17 protein-coding genes and 2 tRNA genes are annotated in these 17,623 nt (G+C 57.5%); 6 read left to right on the forward strand and 13 right to left on the reverse strand.

Annotated elements, in window-relative coordinates:
- Nucleotides 1–13: 13 nt before the first annotated feature.
- From ymdB to ghrA, 6 genes are all read right to left on the reverse strand, one after another.
- A complete protein-coding gene (gene ymdB, locus JLG71_RS17055; protein WP_014228822.1) occupies nt 14–568 on the reverse strand; it encodes an O-acetyl-ADP-ribose deacetylase in 555 nt (184 codons plus the stop codon).
- Between the two features lie 89 nt (nt 569–657).
- Nucleotides 658–963 carry a type 1 fimbrial protein gene (locus JLG71_RS17060; RefSeq protein WP_014228821.1) on the reverse strand — a complete coding sequence of 102 codons (306 nt, stop codon included), beginning with the start codon at nt 961–963 and terminating at the stop codon, nt 658–660.
- A 289-nt stretch (nt 964–1,252) separates the two neighbouring features.
- Nucleotides 1,253–1,744 (reverse strand): DUF1097 domain-containing protein, encoded by a 492-nt coding sequence (locus tag JLG71_RS17065; protein ID WP_014228820.1) that lies wholly within the window; start codon nt 1,742–1,744, stop codon nt 1,253–1,255.
- A gap of 103 nt (nt 1,745–1,847) precedes the next feature.
- The gene (locus JLG71_RS17070; protein WP_070596107.1) at nt 1,848–2,402 is read right to left on the reverse strand and encodes a TorD/DmsD family molecular chaperone; all 555 of its coding nucleotides are present in this window, start codon (nt 2,400–2,402) and stop codon (nt 1,848–1,850) included.
- 22 nt (nt 2,403–2,424) lie between these two features.
- Entirely contained in the window at nt 2,425–3,162 is a 738-nt protein-coding gene (locus JLG71_RS17075; protein WP_025106900.1) for a phosphatase, read from the reverse strand.
- Between the two features lie 85 nt (nt 3,163–3,247).
- Nucleotides 3,248–4,186, reverse strand: coding sequence for a glyoxylate/hydroxypyruvate reductase GhrA (ghrA, locus tag JLG71_RS17080; RefSeq protein WP_014838073.1), 939 nt, complete (start codon nt 4,184–4,186; stop codon nt 3,248–3,250).
- A 268-nt stretch (nt 4,187–4,454) separates the two neighbouring features.
- Here ghrA and JLG71_RS17085 point away from each other — a divergent pair.
- Nucleotides 4,455–4,542 (forward strand) — tRNA-Ser (locus JLG71_RS17085).
- A gap of 180 nt (nt 4,543–4,722) precedes the next feature.
- On the opposite strand, the gene JLG71_RS17090 is transcribed toward JLG71_RS17085, so the two are convergent.
- Both JLG71_RS17090 and JLG71_RS17095 read right to left on the reverse strand, forming a co-directional pair.
- Nucleotides 4,723–5,703 (reverse strand): IS110 family RNA-guided transposase, encoded by a 981-nt coding sequence (locus JLG71_RS17090; RefSeq protein WP_032747738.1) that lies wholly within the window; start codon nt 5,701–5,703, stop codon nt 4,723–4,725.
- A gap of 479 nt (nt 5,704–6,182) precedes the next feature.
- A complete protein-coding gene (locus JLG71_RS17095; protein ID WP_014228816.1) occupies nt 6,183–7,088 on the reverse strand; it encodes a LysR family transcriptional regulator in 906 nt (301 codons plus the stop codon).
- Between the two features lie 114 nt (nt 7,089–7,202).
- Here JLG71_RS17095 and JLG71_RS17100 point away from each other — a divergent pair, with 114 nt between their 5' ends.
- The 3 genes from JLG71_RS17100 (at nt 7,203) to JLG71_RS17110 (ending at nt 8,994) form a co-directional block, all read left to right on the forward strand.
- Complete coding sequence (locus JLG71_RS17100) at nt 7,203–8,063, forward strand: pirin family protein (protein WP_014228815.1); 861 nt, start codon at nt 7,203–7,205, stop codon at nt 8,061–8,063.
- A 20-nt stretch (nt 8,064–8,083) separates the two neighbouring features.
- On the forward strand, nt 8,084–8,761 hold the full coding sequence (locus JLG71_RS17105; RefSeq protein WP_014228814.1) for an isochorismatase family protein: 678 nt from the start codon (nt 8,084–8,086) through the stop codon (nt 8,759–8,761).
- 145 nt (nt 8,762–8,906) lie between these two features.
- Nucleotides 8,907–8,994: transfer RNA gene (locus JLG71_RS17110), tRNA-Ser, on the forward strand.
- Between the two features lie 87 nt (nt 8,995–9,081).
- Here the strand turns inward: JLG71_RS17110 and JLG71_RS17115 are convergent.
- From JLG71_RS17115 to JLG71_RS17130, 4 genes are all read right to left on the reverse strand, one after another.
- Entirely contained in the window at nt 9,082–12,156 is a 3,075-nt protein-coding gene (locus JLG71_RS17115) for an efflux RND transporter permease subunit (protein WP_064375691.1), read from the reverse strand.
- Nucleotides 12,153–13,301 (reverse strand): efflux RND transporter periplasmic adaptor subunit, encoded by a 1,149-nt coding sequence (locus JLG71_RS17120; RefSeq protein ID WP_049083456.1) that lies wholly within the window; start codon nt 13,299–13,301, stop codon nt 12,153–12,155. Before JLG71_RS17120 ends, JLG71_RS17115 begins: the two co-directional genes overlap by 4 nt.
- 78 nt (nt 13,302–13,379) lie before the next feature.
- Nucleotides 13,380–14,576 (reverse strand): sensor histidine kinase, encoded by a 1,197-nt coding sequence (locus JLG71_RS17125; RefSeq protein ID WP_048263721.1) that lies wholly within the window; start codon nt 14,574–14,576, stop codon nt 13,380–13,382.
- Nucleotides 14,573–15,268 (reverse strand): response regulator, encoded by a 696-nt coding sequence (locus JLG71_RS17130; protein WP_049071411.1) that lies wholly within the window; start codon nt 15,266–15,268, stop codon nt 14,573–14,575. The genes JLG71_RS17125 and JLG71_RS17130 overlap by 4 nt, the downstream gene beginning before the upstream one ends.
- 122 nt (nt 15,269–15,390) lie before the next feature.
- On the opposite strand from JLG71_RS17130, the gene JLG71_RS17135 reads away from it, so the two are divergent.
- Both JLG71_RS17135 and JLG71_RS17140 read left to right on the forward strand, forming a co-directional pair.
- Nucleotides 15,391–16,179 carry a MipA/OmpV family protein gene (locus JLG71_RS17135; RefSeq protein ID WP_064375690.1) on the forward strand — a complete coding sequence of 263 codons (789 nt, stop codon included), beginning with the start codon at nt 15,391–15,393 and terminating at the stop codon, nt 16,177–16,179.
- A gap of 115 nt (nt 16,180–16,294) precedes the next feature.
- Nucleotides 16,295–16,588 carry a YciI family protein gene (locus tag JLG71_RS17140; RefSeq protein ID WP_064375689.1) on the forward strand — a complete coding sequence of 98 codons (294 nt, stop codon included), beginning with the start codon at nt 16,295–16,297 and terminating at the stop codon, nt 16,586–16,588.
- Nucleotides 16,589–16,638: 50 nt separating this feature from the next.
- Here the strand turns inward: JLG71_RS17140 and phoH are convergent, their stop codons facing one another.
- Nucleotides 16,639–17,427: a phosphate starvation-inducible protein PhoH gene (gene phoH / locus JLG71_RS17145; RefSeq protein ID WP_014228807.1), complete on the reverse strand. Its 789-nt coding sequence runs from the start codon at nt 17,425–17,427 to the stop codon at nt 16,639–16,641.
- Between the last annotated feature and the right edge of the window lie 196 nt (nt 17,428–17,623).

Consider the following 17,623-nt stretch of genomic DNA (forward strand, 5'->3'; position numbering starts at 1 on the left):
TCGCAGGAAACTATCATATCTTATTCTGATGGCCGAGTTGCGCGCGACTCGCCTCGAGTAATTGGGTATAGATGCCGGCGGTTTCGCTATCAAAACAAACGAAATAAACGCGCTCCAGCGGATTGTAGCGAGTGAGAAAGGCAGTTACCGTCCGCACGGCTATCTCCGCGGCGGCCTGTTTAGGGTAACCATATACGCCGGTGCTGATAGCAGGAAATGCGATGGATCGGTAATTATTTGCCGAGGCCAGCAGCAGGCTATTTTTGTAAACGTCAGCCAGTAATTCCGCCTCCTGCCTGTCACCGCCGTGCCAGACCGGCCCTACGGCGTGAATCACCGCGCTGGCGGGCAGATTTCCTGCCGCCGTAATCACCGCATGGCCCGGCGGACACTCTCCCTGCTGTTGCCGCACAACTTTGCAGGCAGCCAGCAGTTCCGGCCCTGCCGCGCGGTGAATCGCCCCGTCTACCCCGCCGCCGCCAAGCAGCGACGGATTAGCCGCGTTGACGATAACATCGACCTCAAGCCTGGTAATATCGCCGAGAACCACTTCAGGTTGAACAGCCATTTCTCCTCCTGTCGGCATACGTCTTGAAAGGAATACAGGAGGATAATATGGCACGATAGCCCCCGGGGCGAAAGCCCGGGGGCAGAGGGTTACCGATAATCAACATCCAGAATGGCGAGGGTCCGTTGCGGATTAATATAGCGTAATTGCGCAGAACGGATATTTTCGTTGCGGATATTCCCTTTCTCAAGCTGCTGAGCGGAAATTTTAATCGTCTCCGCCCGCGGGCAATCCATAATAACCTGATTATTGATTGCATCGAGCTGGCAGGGTGCTTCCACCACCCGTCCGTAAAAATGGACGACGCCAGCCACGGTCTGTTCGGCGATCGCAGGGCTAATAAACGAGGGTAATATAAACAGGGCTGCAAGCGAAGCATATCTAATTGTTTTCATTATAAAACTCCTCTGCATATCGGTATAGCTACTGAAGAGCACCAGCCATCCATGAGTGCGACGAGTTAATTTTTTTTACTTCAATTTAATTATATTAACAATTTAAAAACAAAAAATATCATTTGTTTAAATGTGCTAACAAAATCGATTCACTAACTCCCGGTACAGTTAAAGTTGCGGATATATAAGGAAAAACAAAATGGCGGGAAGATTTATGATGAGGTAATACTTGGCAGCAAAAACAGCCAAAGAGCCCGACGGGCTCTTTGGTGATGAAAAGTGGGATAGGTTAAAAAGATTCGCGACTTTGATTAGCCAGAGATTTATTTTTCTCCGCCCGGGTCGCCAGCCACAGGCCGCTATTTTTCATGGCATAGCCAAATACCAGGCCCAGCGCGAGTGAAGGCACAACTAAACGCCAGTCGCCGCCGGCGGCAAACGTCGCACACGCGCCGATAAAAGTACCCGGCACAAAAGAGAGAATCAGCTGACGCGCCTGGATACACATCAAAAACGCCACGACGCCGGTCATGATATAGCTAACCACTTCCAGCTGCGGCGCCAGCGCGCTACCGTGAATAATCACCAGCGCCCACACCACGCCGCTCATGACCGTACAGGTCGAAATAAGCAGCCCTTTTAACCCACCTTGCGGACAGGCAAAGTAAGCCGTACAGCCGAGGAAACCTGCCCAGCTCAGCAGACCCAATGCGACCGCCACCCATCCCCAGATACCGGAGAGAATGCCCGTCGTTAATGCGATTGCGAAGAGTATGTTCATGGCGCGTATCATAGCAGAAACGCGCCCGTCAAATGCGACACAGAGCACACTAAATGAAATTCAGAATGTTTTGTTGCAACTAAATTGTGACTTTAATCACAATTTATTGCTCATTTTCTTCCTGCAGCTCATCCCACATGGCGGAGAGGGCTTCACGAGTCAGCGGGGCCATGGCGCGCCAGAACGGCGTGGTTGCATGGGCTTCAACTTTGCCCAGGAACTCGCCGCACCACGGCAGAATATACTCAGCGAAAAGGGTTTCCAGAACGTCGCTTTCATCTTCCGGCGTGTGATCTTCCAGCCACGAAGCGGCCAGCAGCAAGGAGCCTAAATGATCCGCCGCGCCCTCCCCCGTGGGGACACCATGCGCGCTGAGGAAAGTACGAACGTCAGCTTCCGTAGCGCCTTCTACCCATGCGCTACGGTAAGGCGCCACGCGGCACTCTTCACCGACAAACAGCGCGTTGTATTCGGCGGCCAGAGACGGCATATCGCAGCTTTTTTGCAGACGCTCCAGCAGTTCATCCTGCTCCAGCGGCCAGCTCGCTGCCAGCTTCCCTTCGCGAATAAGGGTAAACAGCGGCACCAGCAGCGGGTCCTGCGGCTGACGATAATAGAGAGAGCCCAGCACGCGGCAGAGGATTGAAAACTCATTCATTCATTTATTCCAGTTATTCAAATTAAAGTTCAGCAAACTCAGGAATCGCAGGCATCCCACGCGATTCAAGAAAATTAAGCAGACGCCGCGGCGTCACGTTAAGAATTCGCTCTTCCGGAAAATCAACAGCATCGAGGATTTTGCGACATTCGCTAAATTCACCAAGCGTGAATGCCGTATGGGAATCCGAACCCAGCGCAACCCAGCCGCCGGCATCGCGTACGGCCGCGGCAACGGCACGGCAGTTATCTTCGCTGCCAATGCGCGACGAAACAAAGGATGAGTTATTGATTTCCAGCGCCACGTGGTGCTTCGCTGCTGCCGCGGCAATGGCCGGGATATCAACGGGAAACTTAGGATTACCCGGATGGCTAATGATATGCACCGCGCCGCTCGCTATCGTGGCGATCATCGCTTCGGTATGCGTTGCTTTATCCTTTGGAGGGAACACCGGCTCGTGAAAACCGGCAATGATCAGGTCCAGCGAGTTGAGCATCGGGCCGGTACAGTCAATTTCGCCCTGGGTATTTTTGATATTGGCTTCGATACCGCGCAGGATACCAACGCCCTCCACCAGCCGCGGCCAGATACGCATATTAATAAAATGCCAGTAGTGAGGCGCATCGGCCATATCGGGCCCGTGGTCGGTAATAGCAAAGAGTTTGATCCCCTTGCGCTTTGCTTCTGCAATATAATCGTGCAGGGTACTGTAGGCGTGGGTGCTGGCGACGGTATGCATGTGCAGGTCAACAGGATACATCACAATCTCCTTCTCTGTTTGTGGCAAGAATAGCAGGAATCTGCGCCTGTGATCAGCAAAAACCCCGCTCACGCGGGGCTGTCGCTTAGTATCCCAGCTGGCGATCGACCTGCCCGCTGACCGTTTCACCTCGTTCTAACTGACCGATGGTTTTGGCGATATAAGCCATGGCTTCCAGAGGCCGGGTGACGGCGGCAACATGCGGCGTCATCGCCACTCGCGGATGCCGCCAAAGCGGGCTCGCTTCAGGCAGCGGTTCGCGGCTGTACACATCCAGCATCGCGCCTTTCAACTTGCCGCTATTCAGCGCGTCCAGCAGATCGTCTTCTACCACATGAACACCGCGAGCCAGATTCAGCACGTAGCTGTTATCCGGCAGCTGCGCCAGGCGCGCGCTATTAATAATTCCAACGGTTTCCGCCGTGTTGGGCAGCAGGTTTATCAGCACTCGTGTTCCGTTGAGGAACGCATTCAGCTCCTCTTCTCCGGCAAAGCTGGTGACCTGCGGCCAGGATTTGCGGCTGCGGCTCCAGATGCGTAACGGAAAACCCCAGCTTTGCAGGGCTTCGGCCACTTTCGCGCCAAGCACGCCCGCGCCCATAATGCCGATGGTGAAATCTTCACGCTGATACTCCTCCAGCGGCTGCCACCGCGCCTCTTGTTTTAATGCCTGATAGTCATCAAAACGACGGAACCAGTGCAACACCTGGCTCACCGCGTATTCTTGCATCTGCAGCCCCATGCCGGTGTCTTCCAGACGGAACAGCGGAGTTGACAGCGGCAGCATTTCCGGGTGTTCCCGCAGTTTGCTGAGGATTGAATCGACGCCGGCGCCAAGGGCAAAGACGGCTTTAAGCTGGCGGCCCTGGAGCATTTCTACCGGCGGATGCCAGACCAGCGCATAGTCAGCGGGTTGATTATCTCCGGGTTTCCACTCGCGGACGCGCGAGCCGGGCAGCTGTTTTTCCAGTTCCGTAATCCAGAAAGGGGTGTCGAACGTGGGGTGGTAAAAGATGATATCCATAAAGGCTCCTGATAGCCGACGCTGCTGGCAGGTTAGGTTAGCGTCGCGTTTTACTCGTTGTTTTCTATTGGATTGCCAGCATAGCAAATTTCATTCGCCGAGCGTGCGAAAAAGGGAATGGCGATAAAAAAATCGATTTTCGCCCATTTAGGGAGCAAGTTGCTTGAAGTTTGGCTAAACGCGCGATTTTTTAAAAAAGTTGATTGACGGGAGATACGTATTTCCCTAAATTAGCGCCCGTTCCCGGCAACAACGGGAAAGACAATATGGTGAGGTGTCCGAGTGGCTGAAGGAGCACGCCTGGAAAGTGTGTATACGGCAACGTATCGGGGGTTCGAATCCCCCCCTCACCGCCATATTTTAAGAAGAGCTCGTACGCAAGTACGGGCTTTTTTTTCGCATATAGCACCCCGTCCGGTAGATACTGTGAACGCCTGCAACCATTTTTAGTTGCCGATACTTTCTCCGGCTCCCGGATGACAGGCACACCAACGACAGCACTCTCTGGTGCTGTCGTTTTTTCTCAGGGAACGTTGTTACGCTATCAACAGCTCATGCTGTGACGCATCGAACGCCTTTCCTGACTTCAGTACTCCATAAGCCACCTGCGCCAGCTTTCGCATCATCGCCCCTATGATGACTTTTGCCCGCTTTCCGCTCTCTTCCAGCCTTTTCCTGAACGCTTTTCCCCACGCCGTATGGTACAGCGCCGATAACGCTGGCATGTATAACGCCTTGCGCAGTTGAACCGGCCCCGCTTTGCTCATCCGGCTCGCCCGCATCACGCTGCTTCCCGACTCATGCTGCACCGGCGTCAGTCCTGCATACGCCGCGAACTGCCGCGCTGTACCGAACTTCAGCCTCAGGCCCGTATACGCCAGCAGAACAGCCGCTGTTTTCTCCCCGATGCCCGGAATACTGTTCAGCAGCTTCCGCCGTCGTTTCATATCCGGGTCGTTATCCGTCAGGTCTTTTATCTGTTTTTCGATACGCGCCAGCTCCGCGCTCAGACATCCCAGCAGGATATCAATGCTGGCCAGCTGAACCTCCGGCGCGGTTTCCCGCCGGTTTTTCTCCTGCGTCTGCATCTCTGTCAGCGCCTGATGCCTTAACACCAGGGCTTTCAGTGCCCGCTCTGTCGGATGAGGGGCCTCCCAGGCTGACGGGCGTTTTTCCCGGCAGAAGTGAGCCAGCATACGGGCGTCCACTTTGTCAGTTTTACTGCGCAACCCCTCACTCTGTGCGAAAGCTTTACTGAGGGCGGGGTTGATGATGGACACGGTATACCCGGCATCACTCAGATGCGCGGCCGCGTCTTCCATGTAGGTGCTGGTGGACTCCATGCAGACATGGGCACGGTTCACGTCATGGCCGCGAAGCCAGCGGACCAGCGCTTCGTGTCCGGAGAGGGTATTGTCAAATTTTTTACAGCGATGCCGGCCATCAGGGCGAAGAATATCGACATCCAGTTTAGCTTTGGCGACATCAATACCGATGAAGTGGAGTTCATTTTCCATAGTGAAACCAACCTTGCAAATACGGGTTACCGGTGAAAGCCGGTCCATGATACTGTCCGGTTTATCACATGAGAAAGAACGGCGGTCCGGTGCAAAGGATCTACGGAACAGGCGCGAAAGCCTAAGCCCGGACACGGCATCCGGACCGCCATCAGAGAGAACTGGCCGGTTCTTTCTGACGGAGTAATCATACAAGCCCGGACAGATGCGCAGCATCGCCTCCGGGAAATTCTTCTACTCCATGCTCTTCTCCCGGGGGCTGCGCGATGCGCGTGCCCGGGCTACAGTACCGCAGATTGCCGATAGTCCGTAGCCCGGGTAAGGCGTTTACGCCGCAACCCGGGGAATATGCCGTGAGGTGGTATTGCTGTGGCTTCTTCCCGGCTTGCGCTGCGCTTAGCCGGGCTACCGGGCCGCAGATCGCCGGTAATCCGAGCCCGGACAGGCGCATCGCGCCGCCGCCGGGATTGTGGCAAATGCTAATCCTCTTCCATCCGCTGATACTCTTCGCTGAGAAAATCCACCAGCGCCCTGACCGAGGGGAGTAATCCGCGACGAGAGGCAAACACCGCATGGATCACCTCCCTGCGCGGTTGCCACTCATCGAGGACAACCACCAGCTCTCCGGCGGCCAACTGATCGCGCACCATTAATAAAGGAAGCTGTACCACCCCAACGCCGGCAATGGCCGCTTCACGGAGCGCCAGCATATCCGTGGTGACCAGCCGGGGAGTAAAGTAGATTTCCGCCCTTGCCCCCTCCGGGCCGGTCAACTGCCACTTATGCTGATGCTTGCCCGCCCCGAGGCTTAACCCCGGCCAATCGCTTAGCGCTGAAGGAACCTGAGGCTGCCCCTGCCGCTCCACCAACCGGGGGCTGGCGACCAGACGGTGCCCGCGATCGGCCAGAACACGCATCACCAGATCGCTATCTTCTATCGGCCTTGGACGTACGCGAATCGCGACGTCGACGCCCTCTCCAACAACATCAACGCGTCGGTTAGTCGCTTCCAGCTGCAGATTCACGCCCGGATAGCGCACCATAAACCGTGCCAGCATCGGCCCGATATGCGCATGCAATAGCGTTACCGGGCAGGTCAGCTTTACGCTCCCGCGCGGCTCGGAACGCAGGGTTTCCACCGCCTGTTCTGCCGCTTCCGCCTCGATCAGCATCGCTTTGCAGTGCTGATAAAAGGTCAGGCCAACTTCCGTTACCGCAAACTGCCGGGTTGTACGTTGAATCAAACGGACGCCGAGGCGTTCTTCTAGCTGGGCGATACGACGGCTCAACTTGGATTTGGGTTGATCGAGCGCCCTGCCCGCCGCGGCAAAACCACCGTGATCGATCACCTGTACGAACCAGGCTAAGTCATTGAGATCCTGCATCCTTCCCCCATCGTTCCATTTTTAGAACAGTATAGGTCATTTTTGCTATCTAGCGGACTATTAGTGGCGAATATATGCTTATTCACATCAGAAACAGCTATTCAGGAGACTACCATGAAACAAATTACAGGTATCTACACCGCGCCTTCACAGCACTGGGTAGGCGATGGTTTCCCGGTTCGCTCAATGTTCTCTTACCAGACTCACGGCGAACAGCTAAGCCCCTTCCTGCTGCTCGACTACGCAGGCCCCCATCACTTCCCGGCGGGGACAGGCAAACGCGGCGTCGGCGAACATCCGCATCGCGGATTTGAAACCGTCACCGTGGTCTATTCCGGCGAAGTTGAACATCGTGACTCTACCGGCAGAGGCGGCGTCATTGGACCGGGCGATGTGCAGTGGATGACCGCAGGCGCCGGGATCCTGCATGAAGAGTTCCACTCGGCGGAATTTACCCGTACCGGCGGCGAGCTGAAGATGATTCAGCTCTGGGTCAACCTCCCGGCGAAAGACAAAATGACGCAGCCGGGATACCAGAGCATCACTGCTGATGTGATTCCTGACGTTGAGCTGCCGAATAATGCGGGCCATATGCGGGTTATTGCCGGGCGCTACGAAGATATTGTCGGCCCTGCGCACACGTTTTCTCCGCTTAACGTCTGGGACCTGCAGCTTAACCAGAGCCAGGAAATCACGCTGCATCAGCCTGCCGGCTGGAGTACGGCGCTGGTCGTTCTGGAAGGTGAAGTGGTGGTGAACGGCGAGGGTAGCGCCCGCGAGGGTCAGCTGGTGGTGCTCAGCCAGAAAGGAGAAGCGCTCCACCTCTCGGCCAGTAGCAACGCAAAAGTACTGCTGATGGCCGGTGAACCGCTGCAGGAGCCGATCGTGGGCTATGGCCCCTTTGTGATGAATACCAAAGCACAAATCGCGGAAGCGGTTCGTGATTTTAATAGCGGCCGCTTCGGCCAAATCTGATATTGAATGAGGTGAATAATATGTCTACCCCAGCTAACTTTAATGGTTCTCGTCCGGTTATTGATGTCAATGATACCGCCATGCTGCTGATTGACCACCAGAGCGGTCTGTTCCAGACCGTGGGTGATATGCCGATGCCGGAGCTGCGGGCGCGCGCCGCCGCGCTGGCGAAGATGGCTTCATTAGCCGGGATCCCGGTGATCACCACGGCGTCAGTGCCGCAGGGACCAAACGGCCCGCTGATCCCTGAGATTCATGCGAACGCGCCCCATGCGCAATATATTGCGCGTAAAGGAGAGATTAACGCGTGGGATAACCCGGAATTTGTTGCCGCGGTAAAAGCGACCGGGCGTAAAACGCTGATTATCGCCGGTACCATTACCAGCGTCTGCATGGCGTTCCCGTCCATTGCCGCCGTCGCCGATGGCTATAAGGTTTTTGCCGTCATTGATGCTTCCGGTACCTATAGCAAGATGGCGCAGGAAATCACCCTCGCCCGCGTCGTCCAGGCTGGCGTCGTGCCGATGGATACCGCAGCGGTTGCTTCTGAACTGCAGCGCACCTGGAACCGCCCGGATGCCGCTGAGTGGGCCGAGGTGTATACCAAGGTCTTCCCGGCATACCAGCTGCTGATTGAGAGCTACGCCAAAGCTCAGGACGTGGTGAAGAATAACGAACAGCTTGATTCACAGCGTTAAAATGACTGCCCCGCCGTGCTACGGCGGGGCAGTGTTCATTGCTTAACCGAACGATAGCGAAAGCATAAATACTGCTTGACCGTTTTAGCGCAACTCCCTATAGTAGCGCCCCGTTGCCCACCCAAGGTGAGCGACAAAACAATATGGTGAGGTGTCCGAGTGGCTGAAGGAGCACGCCTGGAAAGTGTGTATACGGCAACGTATCGGGGGTTCGAATCCCCCCCTCACCGCCATATTTTAAGAAGAGCTCGTACGCAAGTACGGGCTTTTTTTTCGCCTGTTGCACCCCGACCGGGGTCGCCCCCGGCCATCCTGTGTTATTAAGCGGCGGGACGTTTTTCCCGGTATCCTCCCCTCTCCAGCAGCAGGCTAAAGGACGCCGGCAGCACGGTTAACGTGACGAGCGTCGCGACAATCAGCCCGCCAATGATGGCATACGCCATCGGTCCCCAGAATACCTGATGAGAGATGGGGACCATACCCAGTATCGCGGCGCAGGCGGTCAGAAATATCGGCCTGGCCCGGTGCTCTGCGGCGGCAATAATAGCGGCATCGCTTTCCATGCCCTGAGCCTGATTGCCGTCGACTTCAGTGATAAGTATCACGGCATTGCGGATAATCATCCCCGCCAGCGCGATGACGCCGAGCAGAGCCACAAATCCCATTGGCGTGTCGCCCGGCAGCATGGCCATAACAATCCCCGGCAAGCCGAACGGGGCCATGAACAGAGCCAGCAGCATACGAGAATAGCGCCGCAGCTGAAGCATCAGTAATAACAGCATAATGCCGAGGGTGACGGGTAAAATATTCAATACCGAGCTGTTGCCTTTTTCGGACTCCGCGACCACTCCGCCTTCGACAATGCTGTAACCGGTGGGTAAACCCGCGCGCAGTTGATCCACCGTCGGGCGCAGACCGTTCGATACGCCTTCTGCCCGCATTCCCGGCGCGAGGTCGGTTTGTACGGTGATAAACGGCAATCTTTGCCGACGCCAGAGCACCGGATCGTCCACTCCCCAGGTTGGCGTGGCCACCGCGCTGAGGGGAACTTTTTCTCCACCGCGCCCCTCAACCGTCAGCGATGACAGGGTGGCAAGATTCAATCGCTCGCTGTCGTTCGCCCGCAGCACCACATCAACCAGCCGGTCATTGTCTCTCAGCGATGTGACCGTCGTGCCTGACCAGACGGTATTAAGCGTCTGCGCCAGACTCTGCGATGACACGCCCGCCGCCCGCGCGGCAGTCTGGTTCACCTGCAGGACGATGGTTCTCTCCGGCTCGCCGGCGGTCTGATTTACCTCCCGGGTTAACGGCGAGCGCCCTATCGCCTCGGCCAGACGCCCGGCATACTCTCTGACCTTGAGATAATCCGGCCCGCTGACCCGGTATTTGATCGGCCAGCCCACCGGAGGCCCTAGCTCCAGAGGCGAAACGCGCGAGGTCAGATCGCTGAATTGCGTGGCCAGCAGCGTGTTTAACTGTTCCCGCAGGCGGTCGCGGGCGGCAAGGTCTTTCGCCACCACCACCAGCTGCGCCGTATTTTCATTATCCAGCAGAACATCCATCGGCAGATAAAAGCGGATGGCGCCCGCCCCAATATAGGTCGAATAATGGTCAATATTGCGATTCCCGGCGAGCGCCCTTTCCAGCCTCTCCGTTTGTTTCTCCGTTTCCGTCTGCGAAGCATTGGCCGGAAGCGTCAGGCTGACCAGCAGCTCCGGGCGATCAGATGAAGGGAAAAACTCCCCCTGCATAAACGTGGTCCCGTACACCGACAGTCCCAGCGCGGCCAGCGCAATCCCCAGGGTGGCAAGCCGGTGGCGCAGTACCGTACGCAGAAGTCGTCCATATCCCCGCGCCATGCGGCCCGGGCCTGCGGCACGATGTTTCAGCTTTTCCGGCAGCAGCCACGTTCCGGTCAAAGGGGAGAACAGAATCGCCACGACCCATGAATTCAGAAGCGCCATCAGCACCACGGCAAACAGCGAAAAGCAGTATTCGCCCGCGCTGGATGAGGCAAAACCGACGGGAATAAACCCGGCAATCATGACCAGCGTACCGGTCAACATCGGAAATGCCGTGGTTTGGAAAGCGTACGTCGCCGCCTGCCGTCGCGTATCGCCGGCCTCAAGCCGGGATACCATGGTTTCCACGGCGATCATGGCATCATCCACCAGCAGCCCTAGCGCAACGATCAGGGCCCCGAGAGAGATGCGCTGTAGACCAATGCCTGCCAGCAGCATCCCGGCAAAGGTCAACGCCAGCACCAGCGGGATCGCCGCGGCCACCACCAGCCCGGCCCTTAATCCCAGCGAGACAAAAGAAACCGCCAGCACAATCAGCACGGCTTCCACCAGTACCCGGACAAACCCGCTTACGGCGCCGCTGACCACCGCCGACTGGTCAGCCACTTTAACTATCTCGATGCCGTGCGGCAGCCCGGCGCCGATGGCGCGCATTCTGTTATTCAGCGCCTCGCCAAAGCGCAGCATATTGCCCGTCGGCGCCATGGAAATCGCCAGCCCAACGGCAGGACGTCCGTTAACGCGAAACGCCGCTGAAGGCGGTTCGGCCGCGCTTCTTTCAATCGTGGCAATATCGGTCAGGGGAAGATAGCGATCGTTGATGTGCAGGATGACGGCGCGCAGGCTCGCTTCGCTCCTGAGGGCCCCGCTGACGTTTAGCGTGATATTCTCCTGCCCGGTGCGCAGGGTTCCTGCCGGCGCCACGGCATTCTGGGCCTTCAGAGCGTCCGCAACCTGCTGAATGGTAAGCCCCATACCGGCCAGCCGGGCGGGTGAAAAAGCGATGACTATCTGCTCCTGCGGCTCGCCAAGGAGGACCGTTTTGCCGATATCCGGCACGGACATCAGTTCACGGCGGATCGTCTCCACCCGCTGTCGCACCTCCTCAAGGCTATATCCGTCAGGGATAAATCCGTAAATGGTGCCGTACGTGTCGTCAAACTCATCGTTCACGCTCGGTCCCTGCGCGCCTTCCGGAAGCGATGGCGCAATATCCTGCATTTTTTTGCGGATCTGGTACCAGATCGCCGGGACGTTGTGCGCCGGGGTGTCATCGCGGAGATTAATATAGATAACCGTTTGCCCGGCTCGGGTTTCACTTTCGATATAATCGAGCCAGGGCGTTTCCTGTAATTTTTTCTCCAGGACATCCGTCACCAGATGCGTGGTATCCGTTACCGACGCGCCCGGCCACTGCGCCGAGACTACCGCCGTTTTGATAGTGAAAGCCGGATCTTCATTTCGCGGCAGCAGCGTATAGCTGAGCGAACCGATAACCATAATCAGCAGCATAAAGAAACTGACCATTTGCGGGTTTTCCAGCGCCCATGCAGAAAGGTTAAAGCGATTTTTTGACGGCGCTATTTTCACGGCAGCCTCTCTCCGGCGACGACTTTTTCGCCCGGGCGCAGTTTGCTAACGCCGGCGGTAATAACCCGGTCGCCGGGCACAAGGCCGGAGGCGATGATCGCGGAAGAAGCCGTGTAGCTGGCGGGAACGACAACGCGCAGCTGCGCCTGCATCTGCGGGGTGATGACAAAGACGGCCGGTTTATCTCCGCAGCGGCTCAGCGCAGAAGCCGGTATGGCGTACCCCGTCGAGCCTGATGACGGCAGCCTTACCGTGACGCTGGCGCCCAGCGCCATCGCGGCGGGCGGTTTCTTGAGCGTTGCCCTGACGCGCCATGTCCGGGTCTGGGGATCGGCCTGTGGGCTAATATCACGCAACACAGCATAGGCCTTCACCCCGGCATCGCTGAGCAAAGCAACCTGAAATTCTTCCGCCCTTTGCGCCTCAACCTTAGCGGGATCCGGGATATCAAACACCACATCGCGCGCCTGACCCGCCGCCAGCGTCACCACCGTCTCTCCGGCGCTGACCACCTGACCGGGAGAGGCGCTGACCGCCGTGATAACCCCCTCACCCGGCGAAGTAAGACGCGTCCAGCCCAGGCTTTCCCTGGCGTTGCGCAAAGCGGCCTCGCTGCTCTTCACCCGGGCGCTGGCGACCAGCCAGTCCGCCTGCGCGCTGTCCAGCTGAGAGCGGGCGATTGCGCCCGTGGCGATGAGCTTCTGCATCCGGTTAACGTTCAGCGCGGCGACCCGGGCGGTCGCTCGAGCGCTCTCATCATCAGCCGTCGCGCTGTCCAGCTGATTTCGCGCGCTGGTCTCTTCAAGCGTCGCCAGCAGCTGCCCGTAGTTGACCCGATCGCCGACATCCACCGCGCGCGTCAGCATCCTGCCCGCCGTACGAAAGCTCAGGGCCGTCTCATCATGCGCGTGGATTTCGCCCGTTCTTTCCAGAGCGGGAAGCGTCGCCGGGGAACCCACCACCACGTAGCGCACCGGGCGGGCCGGCGCGGGCTTTTCGGCGCTTTTATCGCCGCAGCCCACAAGCGGTACGATCATCAGGATCAATACGATCGGCGGCAACAGCGCAAACCAGGATAGCGTCCGTTCTGCGCCGAGCAAAGCGTACACGCACTGACGAAGGGAAAGAACTAACTCATATAACATAACGCCACTCCGTTCGGGAAATGGCGCCATTACATGACACATTCATCGAGAATGGCTCGATGTTGTGTCAAGGGATTATCAAGGCAGGCTGTTTTCTTCTGCGGCGGGAGCGTACGGCAGAACAACGCGAATCTGCAGGCCGCCGCTCGCCGGTAGCGACGCGCTGATGCGCCCCCCGTGCGCCACGCAGATAGCGCGCGCAATGGATAATCCGAGGCCGCTGCCGCCGGAGTGTCTGGCGCGGGACGCCTCCTCGCGGGTAAAACGTTCAAACATATCCGGTAAAAAATGCCTCGCCACGCCGGGCCCGTCATCGACAAAATCAATGGCGTAAGCGCCCTCGCCGCGGCGCAACGTAATTGCCAGATGTCCCCCCCTGCGCCCGTAGCGTACGGCATTTTCCATCAGTACGCTAAATACCTGGCCCATGCGAAAAGCATCGCCGCGGAAGGGACAGGACGGCGATGGCTGAATGGCGATCGTCACGCTCTGCGCGTCCGCCTGCGGCGTTAACCATGCGGCTCGCTCCTGAAGGAGCTCATCCAGACAAAATGGCCGCTCATCGAGCACCAGATTGCCGGCATCCGCCAGGGAAAGCAGATGCAGCTCATCGGTCAATCGATTCAAATGCTGGAGTTGTTTCATCACCATCTCCAGCTGCTGCGGCTGGGTATCAAAAACGCCATCCAGCATGCCCTGCAGACGGCCAATCGCCGCCGTCAGCGGGGAGCGAAGCTCATGCGCCATCGCAACATGCGAGGCGCGGAGTTCTTTATCATAGCGGGCCAGCTGGCCGGTCATTTTGTTAAAGTCGGCAGCAAAGCGGATCATTTCCGCTGGCGCGTCCTCAATCAGCTCCGCCTGGCGGCCAAATTGCCCCCCGGTGACGTCCTTCGCCGCATCACGAAGACGGCTGAACTGCAGCGAGAGTGGACGGGCGTAGCGGAGCCCCATAACGACAATGAAGGGGATCATGACCAGCACCAGCACCGCCACGGTCACCCAGTCCGCCGAGGCGATAGAGGGCGTGGAATAGCTCAATCCCCACCAGGTATCGACAATCTGATGAAAACGCGCCGGGTTGGCCTCCGGATTGCGGCTGAGCGCAATGAATTCCTCCCGCAAAGCGGGCGGCATTTTGTGCATGATCCAATAGTTTTGCACGGCGAAACGCAGCCACATACAGGTGGCGATAACCATCACGCTGCCGATGGCCAGTGCCAGAATGCGCCCGCAAATCCAGCGCCAGAGAGAGGAGTGACGGGTCTTCATCATGGCTGTCTGAACCTGTAGCCCACGCCGCGAACGTTGACTAGCACCCCGGATACCCCCGCCCCCTCCAGTTTTTTACGCAGGTTATAAATATGCGTATCCACCACGCGCTCAAGCGCTTCGCTCTCAGGAAGGCAGCGCTCCAGCAGATACTGTCGCGAAAAGGGACGGACGGGGGCGCGCATCAGCGTAGCCAGAAGCGAAAACTCGGTCGGGGTAAGATCGAGAACATGGACAGGTTCCCCCGGATTGCTGACGGTCGCGACGATGGCAGCGACGTCCACCTCCAGCCCCTGCCAGCGCAGAATGTCTTCCTGCGTCTCCGCTTTGCGGCTCCGCCGGAGCACGGCCTGAACTCGCGCCACCACCTCGCCAGGATGATAGGGTTTCACCACATAATCGTCGGCGCCATAGCGCAGCGCGCCAATACGATCGGGCATATCCCCCATCGCGGTAACCATAATCACCGGCACATCGCTTTTCCGCCGCAGGCTGGCCAGCACCTCGGTGCCGTTCAGCCCGGGCAGCATCACGTCCAGCAGAATCAGATCGGGTTTCCAGCGCTGCGCCATATCCAGCCCAGCGAGGCCATCCACGGTGACCGCCACATCATAGTTTTCCCGGCGTAAATAGGCCTCAAGCACCCCGGCCGCGTCGGCGTCATCTTCAATTATCAACACTCTTCTGGACAACATCTGTTCACCTTGACTGTTTCTTAACACTATCCCGACCGTTCATTGATTCAGCAAAACCATACTGCACCGGCATTCTGCGGCGCGTCCTTATCGGCGGCGCCCGCGTCCACGTGGAGAACAGTATGATAGCCAGAAAAATTTCGCCGTATATGGTCGTGCCGTTTTTAATGGCGATAACACCCGGCGCGCGTGCCGATGAAGCCGCCGCGCCTTCCGATGGGCTGACTATCGGGGTGGGCGGAAAATACGCGCCTCGTTACAGCGGCTCTGACAAGCAGAGTTGGCAGGTGGTTCCCGTACTACAGGGGCGGAAAGGCGCTTTCTTTATTGATAGCCAAAAAGGCATAGGCTATGACCTGGCTGACGACAGCGGTCTCTACTTCGAGCACACGCTCGGTTATGACCTCGGGCGAGCGGAAAAAAACTCAGGCTGGCGCGATGGGGCGAATACGCTGAAGGGGATGGGTAATATTAAAGCCACCATGAATACCGCCTTCGCCGTCGGCTGGTCGGTCACGCCGTGGCTCACCGTTGAAGGTAAGGCTACGCTTCCGCTCACCGACGCCCAGGGCGTGCATTATCAGACCTCCGCAACCCTCCTGCTGCTCCAGAACTCGCAGGACACCGTTGCCTTACAGTCCGCCGCGCTGTTTGGCGACGGCCGGTACGCCAATACGTTTTACGGGGTCGATCAACGGCAGAGCGCCCGTTCCGGCTATCGCCCCTATCGCGCACCCGGCGGATTTTACGGCATCGACAACGCGCTGACCTGGAGCCATCAATATGACGAGCATTGGGGTTCCACGCTCAGCGCCGGCTATACCTGGCTCGGAGAACACGCCGCTGACAGCCCGATAGTCTCACGGCGCAATGAAGGTTCCGTGACCGCGGCAATCACCTGGACATTTTAATCGATCCCGCGCTCGTCCAGACACCCACCGCGTCAGTTGATTAAAAAAACCTGAAGCGCTGTTCACGTGAATGATAAGCTTCTGCAGCGTTACATTTAAATGTTAAGGAAGGAAAATGAGCACCATTGCCGTTGTTGTTCTGACTTACGTTAAACCGCTTGATCAGGTAGACGCTAAGCTTGCTGCGCACGTGGAATGGCTTAAGCAAGGCTATGCTGACGGAATATTTCTCGCTTCGGGGCGTAAAATCCCCAGGTCCGGCGGCGTGATTCTGGCTAAAGGCGATGATATGGATGGGCTGCAAAACTGGCTGAGCCAGGATCCATTTCAGCAATCGGGCGTAGCGAAAGTCGAGATCGTTCCTTTTGAAGCCACGATGGCCGCTCCCTCACTGCAGGCTCTTCTGTAGTGCAGCAAAAACAAAGCCCGGTCACCCGGGCTTTGCAGACGCAGAAGTACTCAGTAGTAGGCTTTCAGCGCGCGCTGGCAAAGCGTTGAGCGCACGCAATCATCGGTTGTAAAGCGCACAATACCCACCATCTCATCCTCTTCAAAACGCGCCAGCGCATCGGTCAGACCCGACCGTACGCCTGAAGGTAAATCGCACTGGGTAATGTCGCCGTTGACGATAACCGTCACGTTCTCCCCGAGGCGGGTCAAAAACATCTTCATTTGCGCAGCGGTCACGTTCTGGGCCTCGTCCAGAATCACCACCGCATTTTCAAATGTACGTCCGCGCATATAGGCGAACGGCGCGATTTCCACCTTGCCGATTTCCGGACGCAGGCAGTACTGCATAAAGGAAGCCCCTAGCCTTCTCACCAGCACGTCATAGACCGGTCGGAAATAGGGAGCAAACTTCTCGGCGATATCTCCCGGTAAGAAGCCGAGATCTTCGTCGGCCTGCAGAACGGGACGGGTAACAATAATTCTGTCCACATCCTTATGGATCAGGGCTTCAGCTGCTTTTGCCGCGCTAATCCAGGTCTTACCGCACCCGGCCTCGCCCGTGGCGAAGATCAGCTGTTTATTGTCGATGGCATTCAAATAATGCGCCTGAGCGTCATTGCGCGCTTCGATTGGCGATGCGTCGCGGCTATCCCGCGCCATGCCAATGGCTTCTACGCCACTCATTTGCACAAGCGATGTGACCGATTCTTCTTCGCGCTGCTTATGGCTTCGCGAATCCTGTCTCAGCACACGTTTGGCCTCACGACGAGCTCTGGTCACTGCTTTTTGTCTTCCCATGGATAGCACCTTGCGTTGTTGGTTTACATCACACGCGCCACGATCGACGCGATTATGCGCACTAACGATTGAGGTTTGGCTTCCTTGTAAGCCATTGCTTGCCTGACGAATTGGCAGAGGGTCACGGCTACGCGCACCGGTAACCTTGCCTGGGTTCTGGTTTTCTTTGATAGAGGAGGAGGATTTTGCGGTGTGA

It is taken from the genome of Klebsiella michiganensis (assembly GCF_015139575.1).
Taxonomy (GTDB): domain Bacteria; phylum Pseudomonadota; class Gammaproteobacteria; order Enterobacterales; family Enterobacteriaceae; genus Klebsiella; species Klebsiella michiganensis.